Origin of the sequence: Pedobacter westerhofensis, from assembly GCF_900182595.1 — a bacterium.
GTDB classification, from domain to species: domain Bacteria; phylum Bacteroidota; class Bacteroidia; order Sphingobacteriales; family Sphingobacteriaceae; genus Pedobacter; species Pedobacter westerhofensis.
Window position 1 is genome coordinate 245121 of record NZ_FXTN01000002.1, and the last position, 15532, is coordinate 260652.

At 43.7% G+C, this 15532-nt stretch carries 20 protein-coding genes; 11 read left to right on the forward strand and 9 right to left on the reverse strand.

The features are described from left to right. Positions 1-81: 81 nt before the first annotated feature. Positions 82-1287, reverse strand: a complete 1206-nt coding sequence (locus tag FN831_RS03800; RefSeq protein WP_142526891.1) for an FAD-dependent monooxygenase — start codon at positions 1285-1287, stop codon at positions 82-84. 154 nt (positions 1288-1441) lie between these two features. On the opposite strand from FN831_RS03800, the gene FN831_RS03805 reads away from it, so the two are divergent. The 3 genes from FN831_RS03805 to FN831_RS03815 all read left to right on the forward strand — a co-directional run bounded on the left by FN831_RS03805 (position 1442) and on the right by FN831_RS03815 (position 4901). After that, on the forward strand, positions 1442-2323 hold the full coding sequence (locus FN831_RS03805; protein ID WP_142526892.1) for an AraC family transcriptional regulator: 882 nt from the start codon (positions 1442-1444) through the stop codon (positions 2321-2323). A 148-nt stretch (positions 2324-2471) separates the two neighbouring features. Next, positions 2472-3911, forward strand: coding sequence for an ankyrin repeat domain-containing protein (locus FN831_RS03810; protein ID WP_142526893.1), 1440 nt, complete (start codon positions 2472-2474; stop codon positions 3909-3911). 12 nt (positions 3912-3923) lie between these two features. Continuing rightward, positions 3924-4901 (forward strand): ankyrin repeat domain-containing protein, encoded by a 978-nt coding sequence (locus FN831_RS03815; RefSeq protein WP_142526894.1) that lies wholly within the window; start codon positions 3924-3926, stop codon positions 4899-4901. Positions 4902-4906: 5 nt separating this feature from the next. On the opposite strand, the gene FN831_RS03820 is transcribed toward FN831_RS03815, so the two are convergent. The 3 genes from FN831_RS03820 to FN831_RS03825 form a co-directional block, all read right to left on the reverse strand. Next, positions 4907-5212, reverse strand: a complete 306-nt coding sequence (locus FN831_RS03820; protein ID WP_142526895.1) for a hypothetical protein — start codon at positions 5210-5212, stop codon at positions 4907-4909. Positions 5213-5534: 322 nt separating this feature from the next. Beyond that, complete coding sequence (locus tag FN831_RS27605; protein WP_185960375.1) at positions 5535-5699, reverse strand: hypothetical protein; 165 nt, start codon at positions 5697-5699, stop codon at positions 5535-5537. A 61-nt stretch (positions 5700-5760) separates the two neighbouring features. Continuing rightward, positions 5761-6420, reverse strand: a complete 660-nt coding sequence (locus tag FN831_RS03825) for a carbonic anhydrase (RefSeq protein WP_142526896.1) — start codon at positions 6418-6420, stop codon at positions 5761-5763. 265 nt (positions 6421-6685) lie between these two features. On the opposite strand from FN831_RS03825, the gene FN831_RS03830 reads away from it, so the two are divergent. From FN831_RS03830 to FN831_RS03855, 6 genes are all read left to right on the forward strand, one after another. Then, complete coding sequence (locus FN831_RS03830) at positions 6686-7462, forward strand: Fpg/Nei family DNA glycosylase (protein WP_142526897.1); 777 nt, start codon at positions 6686-6688, stop codon at positions 7460-7462. Positions 7463-7540: 78 nt separating this feature from the next. Next, on the forward strand, positions 7541-7732 hold the full coding sequence (locus FN831_RS03835) for a YtxH domain-containing protein (RefSeq protein WP_142526898.1): 192 nt from the start codon (positions 7541-7543) through the stop codon (positions 7730-7732). 56 nt (positions 7733-7788) lie between these two features. Continuing rightward, a complete protein-coding gene (locus FN831_RS03840) occupies positions 7789-8076 on the forward strand; it encodes a hypothetical protein (protein ID WP_142526899.1) in 288 nt (95 codons plus the stop codon). A gap of 296 nt (positions 8077-8372) precedes the next feature. After that, positions 8373-9254: an oxidoreductase gene (locus FN831_RS03845; RefSeq protein ID WP_142526900.1), complete on the forward strand. Its 882-nt coding sequence runs from the start codon at positions 8373-8375 to the stop codon at positions 9252-9254. Positions 9255-9317: 63 nt separating this feature from the next. Next, positions 9318-10124, forward strand: a complete 807-nt coding sequence (locus tag FN831_RS03850) for a helix-turn-helix domain-containing protein (RefSeq protein WP_142526901.1) — start codon at positions 9318-9320, stop codon at positions 10122-10124. A gap of 2 nt (positions 10125-10126) precedes the next feature. Further along, positions 10127-10654: a 2'-5' RNA ligase family protein gene (locus FN831_RS03855; protein WP_142526902.1), complete on the forward strand. Its 528-nt coding sequence runs from the start codon at positions 10127-10129 to the stop codon at positions 10652-10654. Between the two features lie 29 nt (positions 10655-10683). On the opposite strand, the gene FN831_RS03860 is transcribed toward FN831_RS03855, so the two are convergent. The 4 genes from FN831_RS03860 to FN831_RS28050 form a co-directional block, all read right to left on the reverse strand. Then, a complete protein-coding gene (locus tag FN831_RS03860) occupies positions 10684-11010 on the reverse strand; it encodes a hypothetical protein (protein WP_142526903.1) in 327 nt (108 codons plus the stop codon). A 191-nt stretch (positions 11011-11201) separates the two neighbouring features. Next, entirely contained in the window at positions 11202-12074 is an 873-nt protein-coding gene (locus FN831_RS03865) for an AraC family transcriptional regulator (protein ID WP_142526904.1), read from the reverse strand. 137 nt (positions 12075-12211) lie between these two features. Further along, entirely contained in the window at positions 12212-12622 is a 411-nt protein-coding gene (locus FN831_RS03870) for a nuclear transport factor 2 family protein (RefSeq protein ID WP_142526905.1), read from the reverse strand. A 176-nt stretch (positions 12623-12798) separates the two neighbouring features. Next, positions 12799-12951 (reverse strand): DUF1348 family protein, encoded by a 153-nt coding sequence (locus FN831_RS28050; protein WP_317132075.1) that lies wholly within the window; start codon positions 12949-12951, stop codon positions 12799-12801. Between the two features lie 562 nt (positions 12952-13513). On the opposite strand from FN831_RS28050, the gene FN831_RS03880 reads away from it, so the two are divergent. Then, entirely contained in the window at positions 13514-13999 is a 486-nt protein-coding gene (locus tag FN831_RS03880) for a hypothetical protein (RefSeq protein ID WP_142526906.1), read from the forward strand. 1 nt (position 14000) lies between these two features. Then, a complete protein-coding gene (locus FN831_RS03885; protein WP_142526907.1) occupies positions 14001-15080 on the forward strand; it encodes an alpha/beta hydrolase in 1080 nt (359 codons plus the stop codon). 69 nt (positions 15081-15149) lie between these two features. On the opposite strand, the gene FN831_RS03890 is transcribed toward FN831_RS03885, so the two are convergent. Then, positions 15150-15386 carry a hypothetical protein gene (locus tag FN831_RS03890; RefSeq protein WP_142526908.1) on the reverse strand — a complete coding sequence of 79 codons (237 nt, stop codon included), beginning with the start codon at positions 15384-15386 and terminating at the stop codon, positions 15150-15152. Positions 15387-15532: the final 146 nt, after the last annotated feature.

Sequence of the window (15532 nt, forward strand, 5' to 3'; positions counted from 1 at the left end):
CCCGGGGCAATTTGCCCCGGGCTTTTACAGGTAAACCTGCAGGTTTACCTGATGAAGGCAATGCCGATTGTGCGGAGGTCACTACCCGTAATCGGGTAATTCGATTTCATGTTTTTCAACCTTCTTTTTTTTCTTGGTGTTGAAAAGGTTAATCAAAGATTGTACTGGCCGACTGGCGAAGAATGAAACCACGGCGTTCAAAATACTTACTCCGAATTTGCTGCGGGGGTATACGATGCCGGGCACAAAAGGGGGTAATTTCTGTGCGTCCTCAACATAGTTGCGCATCCTGTTCTCATAGTTGGTAAATGCTTCGCGATAATTCTCCGTTCTGGAAAGTTCTCCTGCCAGTATATATGCCCCCGACATGGCGAGGTCAATTCCTTTTCCGGCAATGGGAGTAACACACCAGGCGGCATCCCCGGTCAGGCAGCATCTGCCGATACTCCATTTGGTCATCTTTACCTGACTTACCCTATCAAAATATAGATCCTCTGATTTCTTTATTTCTCCGGCCAGTCGTTCGCTTTCCCAACCGGCGTTTTTTATTCTTTGTATCAAAACGGCTTTTTGTTCTTCAACCGGGAGTTTTTCGTACCCCATTTCTGCTGACGCAAAGGTGATTGCTGCCCTGGTTGTCCCGTAGCTGTCAGGGCGTAAAAGAAAAACGATGCCACCTGCTGTATTGCACCAGCGTGCCCAGCGACTGTCATTACCGGTTTTTTGTATCGTCAAATAGGCGGTGTAAAGTCCCAGGTATTTATATTTAGCCTCTTCAGCAAATACTAATTTTCTGGTGCCTGATCCAATACCTTCAGCCGATATAACCAAATCAAATTCGACCTGCTTTCCGCTGGCGAAAGTTACTGCTACAGCATTTTGGTCTTCAGCTAAGCGAGTAATATAATCTCCAAAGATATACTGGACATCATCCTTTGTATGCTGATGCAATATGCTCACCAGATCACCCCGCAGGATTTCCAATTCCTGGGTCATGCTCAATGCACTTTCCTTGGGGAACTCGCCTATGGTTTCGTTTTTTACATTCACAAAGCGAAGGCCGATCTCTGTGGTATTTGCAGCAATGACTTCTTTCTCGATGCCCATTCGCTTGATTACCTGCAGAGCAGGGCCCTTGACATCCACATTCTGGCCGCCGAGGCGAAGGCCTGCTGAACGTTCAACAACGGTAACCTCAAAGCCGTAGTAATGTAACCAATAGGCTAATGTTGGACCGGCGACACTGGCGCCTGACACTAAAATCTTCTTCACGTCTTTTTTGGTCATGGTTAATTGTATTGGCTTTTCTACAATGTTAACAGCTTTTTGTGCACATAAAAAGTATCAACATACTATTCATGCCATTTGTCCACCTAATGATGCCTTCCGTACACGTATTGCTCAGGCAAATACACTAAATTTGAGATGATAACAGGATGAATTGAATACGGATACAGGAAATGCGATAAGATTATTTGAATTGTCTGATAGCTCCTATGGAGTTTTCATGGCAGAAATGCGTCCAGAATATGTCACTGAGGAGGTAATTGCAGAAATGACAGCTCCTCACCGCCATGATTATTATTCGCTGATCCTTATTACCAGCGGCAGGGTAAACATGACTGTTGATTTTCAATCCGTCAATTTAACTTCCTTATCCATGCTTTTACTCAGACCCGGTCAGGTACACTACACCAACAGATGGGAAGAGGTTTCTGGCTGGATGATGTTTTTTGATGAAAAAAAAGTAGATCAGAATGCCTGCTTTGCAATCGCACAATCCTTACAAAACACAATTGTAGTCAACCTGGATCAGGAAGATGTTTCAAAATTGACCTATCTCTGTAAAGAGATCATGATGCTCATAGCAGATCAGACGCCCGGTAAGTTCCATCAGCAGCTTTTGCAATCCCTGTTAAATGTTTTCTTTTACAAATCTGTCATCCTCCTGCATTCACAGGAGGACGCGATGGTAATAAATTATCCGCCCAGAGCGATAGAAATCACCCGCTCCTTTCACGAGCTGGTTAAGAAGAATTATAAGGATATGAAAAGACCTTCAGGTTATGCAGACCAATTGAATATTACCGTCAGCTATCTCAATGATACCCTGAAAGCGGTTACAGGTTTTTCCTGTACAGAGCTCATCGTACGGGAGGTCATAGGGGAAGCACAGAGGCTTCTGTTTTATACGAATATGAGTGTTAAGGAAATCGCCTTTGCGCTGGGCTATCAGGACTATAAATATTTTATCAGGCAATTCGGAAACACGACCCACAAAACGCCCCTGGGTTTCAGAAAGCATGTTATCCCGAAGGTATAAAAATCTAAGGCACCTCCCTGCAATACCGATTTCTTTTGTCAATTACTTATCTTAAATTGCATTGCTTAACTATTAAGCTATAGGCACGAAAATTAGTCGCAAGGCTTGAAGATGATTACAAAAACGAAATGAATAGCAGATACTGCAAATGACAAAAGAATTCAATGATATCCTGGGTATTTACCAGCGTAATATGTTTGCGGCACCGGCTGAGAAAGTTGATATGTTAAGCTTGTACAGGGAGCTGCCTGATATGAGCATCACCAGTGACGCTGCAGAGAGCCTTTACCACCTGGCTGCACGTTTTGCAGATGCCGGAGCGATCCGGTTTTTGAAAGAGGCCGGACAAAAACCTGCTGCAGATAAATATGGGAACACGCCTCTCCATGCGCTGACGCAGACCCGGTTTTATTTCGACGATCCGAATCTGGATGAAATTTCTGCTAAAATTTACGATACTGCTGAGGCATTGCTGGAGGCTGGTATTAACCCCAAAAAGAAGAATGATTCTGGAAAGCTGGCTTACTTCGAAGCCGGTTTGCTGTATATGTATCCATTCCTGCAGGCTATGGCTGAAGCGGGCGTCAGAATGGATTTCGCAGAGTCAGGCGGCATGAACCTCCTGCATACGATTTGTGATAAACTGGGCAACCGCAAGGATATCAAAGGTGCTATACCCGCAGTAGTGAAAACCGTACGTATACTCGTTGACAAAGGTGGTATAGATCTGGAGGATAAAGATGTTTTTGGTACCACACCACTTACGTATGCCCAGAGGAGCGGGGTAAAGGAAGTGGCGGCTTTGATTTCGGGGGATGAAAGTGATATTGCCACTGGCGGCATGACGCTCCATGAAGCTGTGCTCAACCGGGATCCTGAAGCCGTAGCAGCGCTGATCAAAGCTGGCAATGATTTAAATGATATAGATGATCAGTACCGGCGTACGCCACTGATGCTGGCCTGCGAATATGCTTCAGAACCTTTGGTGAAGCTATTGATTGAAGGTGGTGCCGACCTGAATTTCAGGGCAGGAAGCGGTGAAACAGCGGTATATTATCTGCTAACCAAGGCAATCAGCAATCTGGGCCGTGGGATGAGCAAAAATATCAAAGAGGTTGTAGAAATGTTGCAGATGCTGGTAGATAACGGATTGGATACAGATGCCAGCGTGGATAATGAAGGCAATACCGCCCTCAACCTGCTGTGTCAGGCAAGGTTCTACCTCGCCGATCTGAATACTTCCCTGGCCGAAGTGTTAATTGATGCCGGTGCAGATGTGAACCTACCGAACCAGTCGGGCATAACACCTTTAATGTCGTTCGCAGGGCAGGGCAACGAAATGAAATATGGTATAGCAGAGTTGTTGCTCGACAATAGTGCCGATGTGAACTATGTGGACCATACGGGCAATACTGCCCTGATCTATGCTGCCGGTAATACCGATCACATGTCGGGCAAAAGAATCACTTCATTGATCCTGGAGAAAGACAAGTCAAGCCTGGAACGGGTGAACAACCTTGGCCAGTCGGCTATGGATGTCGCTATTCAGCAAAACAATGAGGCTGTGGTTAAACAATTGATGATATAAATTTAGCGGCAAATGGATAATATGTTTTTGAACGCATGTAAAAATGCGCAGAAAGGAATAGTACAGACCTTTTTAAAAAAAGGAGGCATTAACGTAGATAAGAGGGACGGTTCAGGCAATACACCTCTGTATTATGCCTGCGTTAAAGGCGCCAGGGATATTGTTTCCTTATTGATCAATGCGGGCGCCGACGTAAATCTGGCCAATAACACCAGCGAAACGCCTCTGCACCTTGCTGCGCGCAGTGCCAATAAAGACATCATCAGGCTGCTCACTGAAGCTGGCGCAGATATAAATGCCGGCAATAATAATGGGCAAACACCATTGTTTTACGCAGTACTGGCTTATAAAACAGAGACGGCCTTATACCTGATTGGCCTGGGCGCAGATGCTTCAGTCAAAGACCATGCGGGCTTTAATGTGCTTGATCATGCTACAGCAAATGGCCTGCGTGATCTGGTGACTGCGCTTTCGGACGGAATTGTAGCACAGAAAGATGATCAGGGCAATACCCCACTACATCAGGCGGCTTACCGTAATCAGACCGAAACGGTGCAGGTGCTGCTCAAAGCGGATGCATCAAATGTGAACGAGGTAAATAATGACGGAGTGACTGCTTTGGTTTTGGCTGTAAATAACTCCAATATCCATATGGCCGAAGTACTTTTGAAAAGCGGTGCTGATGTAAACATTCACCTCTTAAGCGGAAATTCAGCCCTTCATTATGCAGCCGGTATAGGCAACCATCACATTGGTAAACTGCTTATTGATGCCGGGGCAGATATTAACTCAAGGAACAGTTTCAGCGAAACTCCGTTGGTTGTGGCCGCACAATGCGGGTTTAACGATTTCACAGCCTTGTTAATTGAAAAGGGAGCAGATGTAAATGCTGTGGATAACGAGAGCCGCAGCGCTATGGCTTTTGCCACTGAGCGCGGTTACAATGAGATACTTGAGCAGTTGTTAATGGCAGGTGCGGATGGAAAATGATGAAATCAGGACCCCTGTTTGTTTTTGTATTCTGTTAGTTTAGCAAGGAGGGGTGCTTTGTGTTCTATGGTGAAGGAGACAAATTTATCTTCTTTTAAGGCCATACGTACAAGCATTGGCAGCCATGGGTAAATCTTGCGGGCCAGCACTTCCATCATTGCATCATCATGTGCCGAAGCCAGGGCTTTGTCTGCGTATGGTTCAATTGTGGGCCAGTGCTCGGCAATTACAGGTCCGAGGGCACCCATTACTTTGTTTGAAAGATCGCTGCCGCCAGCGCCATTGTCTTTGCTGCTAAGAGATGAAAACATTTGATTGTCGTTAATTAATAATCTTGTTCAGATTAACAACAAACATTTGCTGCATTGGTTTTAGTTAAAGGAAGATATCTATATAATCAGTAGTTTCACCGTCGCAATTCAGCATCCGTTGTAAACGCCAGTATTTTCTTTTCCCGCTGCGTTTAAAGATGGAAAGCCCAGTTCGTTCACATGGTTGTCCGCCATTAAGGAAATTAACTTTGGACTCGATCTTTCCGTTAAACTTCAGGATTGTTCCCCTGTAAAGGACTGTCCCTTTTATCGTTACATATTCTTTGGTTCTGGGATCAGTTTGCGCCCCTTCGATACTGTATTAGTCATCACCGATCTGCCTGATCAGCACTTTTCCGGGAGCGGACTTATTAAAACTAATCCACTGTATGGAAAATAAGTGCGCGCCCTGGCGTAATGGTTTTACCTGAGCCTGCGCCTTAAAGGAAAAAGCAAAGACGGTTGCAATGATCAAAATATATCTCATTGATAAACAGTTTATGCTGAGTATTCTATTCAGGGGATCTGACTGCAATACCCGCGAAACCTTAAGGTTTCGCGGCCGCATTTTCTTCACCATCAGCATCAAGGCGATAGATCTCCATGATATTTTCCAGTACTTTGATGAAATCAATATTGAGATCTATCAGTTTTCCGGTATGGATATCAAATACCCAACCATGTATGGTCAGATTCCGCTCGCGTTGTGCTTTTTGAACTTCTGCAGTTTTAATGACATTGATGCACTGCTCTTCAACGTTTAATTCAACCAGCCTTTTGTAACGCTGATCTTCATCCTCAATGCTGTTCAGCTCATCCTTATGCGTTCTGTATACATCACGGATATTCCTTAACCAGGGATTCAAAATGCCCAGATCTCCTGATTTCATTGCAGCCTGAACACCACCACAATAATAATGGCCGCACACAACGATATGATTTACCTTGAGGTGCTCTACAGCGTAATTGATGACTGACATCACGCTCAGATCAGTATTAGGCACCATGTTTGCAATATTCCTGTGTATAAACGCTTCACCGGGAGCAATACCCATCAGCTCCTCTGCTGATACACGGCTATCTGAGCAACCGATATATAAAATGTCGGGCTTTTGTCCTTTGGACATGTTGCTGAAATAGTCAGACTGCAAGCTCAGCTTCTTTTGAACCCAAGTTTCATTATTTTCAAAGATTTGTTTGATATCCATCTTTATTGTAATATTTATGATTCAACGTATAGGTGTAAACAGCTCCAAATATAAGTTTGTTTGATTTGTAAATCCGAAAGTTATTCGAAATATCTCTGGGAAGGTCTTGTTAATGATTGCAGGTGCTGGTCATACATGTTATATTATCCTAATCATACGCCGCTTAACAGTTCAGGGGCTGAATGTCTTCTGCCTGATAAAACATATCATCTGGTCATGTGTTTAACGCTTACCTGATAAACAGGCAATTCTAAATTTACAAATTATGGCCGAACTACCAGATCTCACAGTATATGCGCGAATACTATCCAGGCGTTTTGTGGGCAAAACTTTAAAGAAACTGGATGTGAAGGTGGCAAAAAAACTGAATGTCACTGTTGATGAATTGCAGGATGCTATCGTTGGAAAGAAGCTTACTGATGTATCCAGGTATGGGAAGACCCTTCATTTTCATTTTTCCGGTGATACTGTGTTGCAGATCCATCTGATGCTCCGCGGAGAGCTGGCCTTGCTGAGCAAGGAAAATCCAGATCCGAAATATGGGATCCTGGGCTTTACTTTTACCGGTGGAGAAGGATTTGCCGTGACAGATTTGCTGAGGCAGGCGACGCCCACACTTCATCCTGAATCCGCAAATGCGCCGGATGCACTTGAAATAAAGCTGGCAGAATTAGGGGCGGTACTTTCTAAATCGAAGAAGATGGTGAAAGAGGTACTGATGGATCAGAAGAAGATGAGGGGAATAGGGAATTCATATGCAGATGAAATTTTATGGCATGCGCGGATTTCACCATTTTCGATCGCTAATGCCATTCCCGAGAAGGCGGTAAAAAAACTTCTCAGCTCCATGGGGACGGTATTGAACAAGGCGATCGAAGAAATTGCTGAGGAAAATGGAGATGAACTGCATGGAGAGCTGCGCGATGTGATGAAGGTGCATGGAGCGAAAATTGAAAAGAGCCCGGGAGGAGCGGTGATCAAATCGGAAAAGATTGGCGGCAGGACCAGCTATTATACAGATGAGCAGGAGCTTTACAACTGAGGCGAATGAGCTGATTTTAAAATATTTAAACAATGTCATGCCTGACCTGTTATATCACCTCACCTAAAAAAACATAACATGGGTTTATTTAAGACATTACTTTATAGCGCCGCGATATATGGAGCCTATAAATTCCTGACAGAGCAGGACGCCATTGGCAGAACAAGACTGGATGAAATAAAAGATAAAGTGCCGCAACTGCTTGATGAAGCAAAATCTATCAAAGATGGCTTGCAGTCGGGACACCTTCCTGAACCACCATCTTTATAAGCAGCTGAATTTTTAGCACTGTAAATATAATTTTTAACACTGTAAATATAACTGTCATGAGCAATAATCAGTTAATTGACAACCAGGAGGAACTTTATGCTGGTTCTGTTTTTTCAAATGCGGGCGCAATTGATGCTGTAAGCGCTGAGAACGGCCAGTCGGCATTTGATGGTGATGAGGATGCAGACTTAACCGAAGATGAGGACTTCTCTGATGATAGCCTCAGCGATGATGATAGCCTCAGCGATGATGAGGGCTTCGATGAAGATGAGGATGTGAGTCCCGACGAAGCAGCCAATGAGGATGAGTCTTTGGAGAATGAACCACTCGACGAGGAAGTATAGGCAATTTAACTGCTTTACAATCAACCTGAACTTGTAGCTTGAAAAAGGTCATAGCATCAACTGCTAAGACCTTTTTTTATTTTATTTATCCGTTTCTGATCTGCAGATCTGCCCATAAAATACTGTTGAGCAAGGTGAACAAAGAATTACACATTGGCAATGTAAGCTAAGTATGTTAATTAATGTTATGTGTATGATTACCTCAACCTGAGCTTCATGGCACAGTAATTTGAGCTTTTCAACAAAAAAACGGCTCATCCTGCTGCCTAGTTTTGTCATACATAAAAATTAGAAAAATGGCAAAGATTTGGTTTATAACAGGCAGCTCGCGCGGATTAGGCCGAAGCCTGACAGAAGCGGTTTTATTAAATGGGGATAAGGTTGCAGCTACTGCTCGCAACATCAGTAGTTTAGATGATCTGGTAACCCGTTTTAAGGATGCTATTTATCCTATGGAACTGGATGTGAACAATGCGGACCAGGTACGCCGGGTGATTGCAGATGCCGTAAATCATTTCGGCCGTATTGATGTACTGGTCAATAATGCCGGTTTTGGCATCACGGGTGCTGTGGAAGGATTTAGCGATGAACAGGTACGCAGCCAGCTGGAAACAAATTTGTACGCACCTATCGCCATCACCCGTGCGGTCTTGCCGTTTATGCGTGCGCAGCGCTCGGGGCACATTTTGCAGATCAGCTCCATGGGGGGCAGAGTAGGCAGTGGTGGTGTCTCTGTTTATCAGGCCGCGAAATTCGGTTTGAGCGGATTTAGTGAGGGGCTTGCCATAGAAGTGGCCGATTTTGATATTAAGGTTACCTGCGTAGAGCCCGGAGGTTTCCGTACCGACTGGGCGGGAGATTCAATGACTTATGCAAGGGAAATCGAGGGCTATAACATGGTGAACAAACGAATTGAGTTATTTAAAAGCGGTAACTTTAAACCGATCGGTGATCCTGATAAGGCGGCCAGAGTGATCATCGATACAGTGAATCACCCGGAGCCACCTTTGCATTTGCTCCTGGGCAGCGAGGCCGTTGCGATCGTAAAGCACTCAGAGGCGGCGAAGCTGCGTGAGCTGGAAAAATGGGAGAAGATCAGTCTTTCCACTGACAGCGATGACGCAGAGAACTTTCTTGAAACAGAAGCGGGAAAGCGCTTTCTGAGCTTAAAAAAATAATTAGCTGATGGCAAGGTGAAATTTACCTTGCCATTATTTGAAATTGTCACTAACTTAAATGATATGGCTGAAAGTGAACGACCGAAAATCGGATATTCCTGTTATTTTACGAGGAGCAGGGAGGGCGAACAGTTTGTGCCCGAGCATGTGTTTAGCTACCAGATCTCCGGCAGGCTGACCATGACGGACGACAACCATCATACGAATATATTCAACGAAGGGGACTTCAGGTTTATCAGGCGCAATAACCTTGTCAAGTACATTAAGGAACCTCCTGCCGGTGGCGAATTTAAATCAGTATCCGTCTATCTGGACCAGCAGAGCCTGCGCGATTTCAGTATCCGGGAGGGCATTGAGGGGTCTTCAGTCAGGTCTACGGCTAGTGTGATCAAATTAAAGCCAAACACACTTTTTAAGAGTTATATGGATTCGCTGCAGCCATACCGTCAGGATGATGTGGTGATCAGTGACGCGCTTCAGCAATTAAAAGTGAACGAAGCCATTCTGTTGTTGCTGCAGGCCGATCCTTCCCTGGCTGATGTGCTGTTTGATTTCAGCGAGCCGGGCAAAATAGACCTGGAAGGGTTTATGGAAAAGAACTTTCATTTTAACGTTCAGATGAAGCGGTTTGCATATCTATCCGGTCGTAGCCTGGCAACGTTCAAACGTGATTTTGAAAAAGTTTTTAATACGACGCCGGGCCATTGGCTACAGGAGCGACGGTTGAAGGAAGCATATTACCTGATCAGGGAAAAAGGCAGGTCTGCCTCTGACATCTACCTGGATCTGGGCTTTGAGGATCTTTCCCATTTTTCCTTTGCATTTAAGAATAAATATGGGCTGACACCTTCAAAAGTGATGACGCATTAGATATGGAGGATCATATAGCACCCCAGCAGCGAGCTGGTCAGCCGCCTTTGATTATTACCCTCCGCCTGGATAAGGATAGCCAGGCGATTTTTGATGAGCAGCGGAAACTTTACTTTCCGGTTGAGCGCAACTATCTGAAAGCACATCTGAGCCTGTTTCACCAATTACCGGATGAAGCTGAAGTTTATGATTTTCTAAGGGATTTAAATGTATTGCAATTCGATCTGCATGTTACTGGTCTCATGAACCTTGGCGCGGGTGTTGCCTACCGTGTTTCCAGCCCGGAATTACTTGCTCTAAGGAAGACCATTGCAGAGCGGTTTTCGTCACACCTGATCCCGCAGGACCAGCAGGGGTTCAGGCCGCATATCACCGTCATGAATAAATCAACTCCGGAACAGGCCAGGGTCTTACTGGCTGAACTTTCCGGCACTTTTCTGCCCTTTATAATAAGAGCAACAGGGCTGGATGTGTGGTCATATCTTGGGGGGCCGTGGGAGCACAGGAAGACCTTTAATTTAAATTCCTAAAGTCTAACTGAGCAAATTAAGCTCCCCACCTACGGCCGGCTGCCTTCTCCGCCTTTTTTGTTTTGATTTGTATCAACCTTTGATGTACCACCTGCAGCACTTGTTCCGGTACCATTACCGCCGTTGGTACCTGTATCTCCATTGTAATTGCCAGCTGTTGTTCCGCTGGTAACAGCACCAGCAGGGGCGGTTCCAGAGCCATTGTTTGCAGGGTTTGAAGTACCCGTTCCTTTTCCGGTAGTGTCTGACATTGCAGAGGAGGTATCAGCCTGGCTTCCGCTTTTTTTGTTAGAATTGCTGCATCCTGCATAAACCATTCCGGTTAAAGCTAAGACTGTAAATAGTTTAAATTTCATAGTTCTCTTGTTGGTGATTTACTGGATTCCTGAGCATAACCTTCCGGCCGGGAAATGGTTTGTAACAATTTAATTTTCAGTCCGGTTGAAACTGATTGCGAAGAATAGAACCCGGATCACCCCTACAGATCAGTGGCGGATCCTGCCGGCAGTTTCTGGGATGAGCTGAAAGATCCCGATAACGGCGCCGGTCAGGCTGTATGTTTACGGAAAGACTTGGGTGACATCCCTACATGGTTTTTAAAAAATTTGCAAAAATGGGAGTTGTCGGCGAAATTGAGATTCCAGGCAATTTCACTCACTGTAAGACTTAAATTGACCAGCATCCGCTTGGCCTCTAAAATAATTCGATTTCGAATCATATCACCTGCAGAAATCCCCAGGACGTCCTGGCAAATGGTATTCAGATATCCCGGACTGATAAATAACTTTTCTGCGTATTGTTTGGGCAAACGCATGGTTTGATATTCCTTTTCAATCAGTTTCTCAAATTTTTTGAGTGTGGCCCTTGGCTGGTTTTCCGGTAATTTCAGTCCTTCATTTTCCTTGCTGACTTTAGCCAGTAAGATGAAAAGATCCAGGAGCATAATGCGGATTGAATCCAGCCGGAAGGGATGAACTGTGTTTGCCTCTAAAACGGCCCTGTCTATCGTTCGGATCACATCCGGCTGCAGCTCCTCCGTTAAGTCGATTACAGAGTAGTTTACATTGCCGCTTAAAAAAGCAAATTGTTCAAGGTATTCATCATCAAGGAGAAAAGACTTAAAGAAAACGGCTGAAAAGTTGATCACATACCCGTCTATGTCGCCCTCAAAGTGCCAGTTGTGGACTTGGCCGGGTGCCATAAAATAAAAATGATAGGGTTTTACGGAGAATTGCTGGAAATCGATCGAATGGCTTCCTGCACCCCGGGTAAACAACATCAGGTGATAAAAATCATGACGATGGGGAAAGTGCAGGCTTTTTAAATTTTTGAGATATACAGCTAAATTACTGATGGTGACATCCTCTTCAAGGGTAAGTGAAAACCTGCAAATATCATAAATGGGAAATTCTTTCTTCATGTAAGTTAGCCCGGCCGGCACAAAATCATCTTTCAATAAAGATAATGTTTTTACGATAACGTATATATTAAATATTTATCGGAAGCGATCAGTGAAAGGCTGGGCAACAAAAATGAGGCTGTCGCAGCGCCCTGCCCTCAAAGGTAACGCTCAGTTTCCTGGATCTCCAAATCATTGATGCAGGCATAACGTTTCTGCATTAAGCCATTCTCATCAAATTCCCAATTTTCATTACCATATGCCCTGAACCATCGGCCTTCAGCGTTATGGTACTCATATTCAAAACGAACGGCTATACGGTTCTCAGAGAAAGCCCACAGCTCTTTCTTTAACTTGTAACTCAGCTCTTTTTTCCATTTATCCGTAAGAAATGAAATGATCTGTTCCCGTCCGTTGATGAAAGTAGTTCGGTTTCTCCATTCGCTGTCAACTGTATAGGCCAGGGCCACTTTCTCAGGATTTTGCGAGTTCCAGCCATCTTCAGCCAATTGTACTTTTTGTTTTGCCGTTTCAAGGTTGAAAGGGGGCAAAGGATATTTCTTTTCCATTGTTATTTGATTTAATATTGATACACATTTTTATCATTAGATACCTAGATCCAAACCAGCCAGGATCGCATAATCGGGAGGGCCTACTACATTTCCTGAATCACCAGATCATTGATGCAGTAATATTTTTCTATCAGGCCATTCTCATTCAATTCCCAATTTCATTACCATATACCCTACAAATGTCCGTCAGTATTATAGTATTCATATTGAAAAAGAACGGCTATGCGGTTATCAAAAAAAGACCATATTTCCCTCTTTAACTTGTAGCCCAGCTGTTCTTTCCATTTATCCGTAGGAAACGGAATAATTTGTTCCCGTCCTTTGATAAATGTATTGCGATTTCGCCATCAATTGTATCAGCCAATGCAACATGCTCAGGATTTTAAGCGTTCCAGGCATCTTCATCTGATTGTACTTTTTGTTTTGCCGTTTCAAATTGAAGGGTGGCAAAGGCGGTGTTGTTATCTGGATCTTTCCCGGCAGCGTATATTATCGTTAATACTCTATCTGTTGTTTAGCAGTATTTAAGAACCTGTGAACTTGATTACGTAGTGTTTGATCTCTGATATCAAAAGTACTTAACTGCAGTTACATAGAATTGTACTTTTCATCGCATTAGTGGTATTTTTTAAGTCAAGATACAGTTGCCGTCAGGGGCAACAGGTATTTGAACAGGGCCAGATTCTTTATTTAGCTCGTCTTTGGCCTCTTACTGAGAAATCTATTCCAGCTCATTTTTCCGATCTTTTATCGTATATTTCTTTTGATTATTTACCCTGTAAACAACTGGTTTTGAAAAATATAAACAATATTGTTCTTTTGATAAATTAAACTTTATATTGAACATCTCTGGCAGAAACATCAGTAGAAAAAAAACGATACAGCTTTATGAAATATTTGCTCATAATCATGCTTTTCCTTACCAGTTGCACGTATTTGACTGACGATGACCTGAACAGCTTTGTTGACGCCCAGTTGCGAAATTCCAAAAAAGGCGTCCTGGATTTTCGTAACTTTAAATATAAGGGATGGAATAAAATGTATATCCTCGCACCTCATGCTGCGGCAGCTGGTTTTGATGATACATTATTAAAGTCTGAGGATGAAATCCTGGGTACCGGCATCAGCAAGAGCGATTCATTTTTCCTGATCGTCCTGGCCAAAAATACAAGGGTAGTTAGAATTGCCAGATTTTCTCCCTCAGGGATAAGCAAGCTCGCAATTATGAATGATAAATTTGGTTTTTATCCCAAGAGTACTGCAGTTTTTAATTACCGTACAGCAGGTAACCTGAAGCGTTTCAATGCTAAGGAAACGGAATTCAAACATTTTTCTTCGGACTGGCCTGAATCTGTGGTCGATAATATAAAATAATATGACCCGGTCAGTAACTATCCAGCTTGCGCTTTTCTGCATCATTTGCTTTTCAGGCATTTGCCAGGTAAAGCAAGAGTCGCCGCTTCCCTTCAGGGACAAGGATCTTGTTTATTTTGATTATCATTCAAAAACCATTGATGAAGATTATACGATTTACATCCATTTCCCGCCAGGTTATGATACAACAAAGACCGCTTATCCGGTTCTTTATTTAACTGATGGCGACTGGAACATGACCGTGGCCATGAATTGTTTTAATATGTTAAGGCAGGACTATCCAACAACGGAGGCATTGTTAGTGGGAATAGGATATGGAAGCCGGAGCAATAAGAGAAACCGTGATCTCAATCCTGCCGATGGCGGCCCCAAATTTCTGTCATTTATTAAAGATGAAGTAATTCCATTTGTAAATTCCAGGTACCGGGTCACTAAAGAAAAAGGATTGTACGGCTATTCATATGGAGGGATTTTTACTACTTATGTTTTGTTTCAGGAGGCAAATCTGTTTGATCAGATTTATATCGGTGCGCCGGGAAACAATGGCAGCCTGCTTGTACCATCAGCACGCACATACTTTTCAAAAAACACTACGCTCAAAACCAAGATATTTGCCGGCGTAGGTTCTTTTGAAACAGAGAACGTTAAAAATATCGGATTATTTAAGAACTATCTTGACAGTAATAAGAAGGCGGGCCTGCAGATTTTCACAGCTGTTGCACCAAATGCCGGGCATGGCGCTGCGCTGGCTCAGGTGATGCAAAGCGGGATAAAATATGTTTACTGTCTTACTCACCAGTCCATTGCAACACCACCTTCAGGCGCATTAAAGAAATATGAAGGTACTTATGGTACAGATGATGCCAAATCAAAAGCGATCCATGTTTTCATAGAAAATGGCGAACTGTACTTCAGGGAAGGAGGGGGGAACGCCCTGCATCTGATACCCTTTGAAAAAGATGGATTCTTTATGGTGGAGAATGAGGGCTTGAGTTTTAGATTTACAACGGAAAATGGACGGCAGTATTTTGTAGTTGATTTCCCCGCTGAAAAGGATATCCGTTTGCCGAAAACTAAATAGCTTCCTTAAGTTCGCCGCTTAAACACCCCCATCTCCTCAAATCCGGATGCGTTGCGCTTCATTATTCCCTTACCGGCCAGAGCTTTCAATAAATTGTCCCAGTTCCTGAGCGATCAAACTTAAGGAAGGGGTAGAGCCCTCCCATATTGGGGATCCCAGTTGATCAGTCATCTGCGAAAAGAAAAGATACCCAACCGTTGAACCTTCCAGTTCTACTCGGTACCGCTCATTATCGCCCTCTGGCGCATAAATGATCAGATCTTCAATTTTTCCCTGATTGTTTACTGTATAATGATACTGTTCCATGAAATAGAAACAGGCAACGTCAATTTATGTTTGTTGGGATCGTAAACGGATACCTTTTATCCTGCGCAAGGCGAAATGAGTTAAGAAATGTGATTTTATGGAAAAAATATTCTTAGACCTGGTAATCGTAAATACCTCGTATTCAA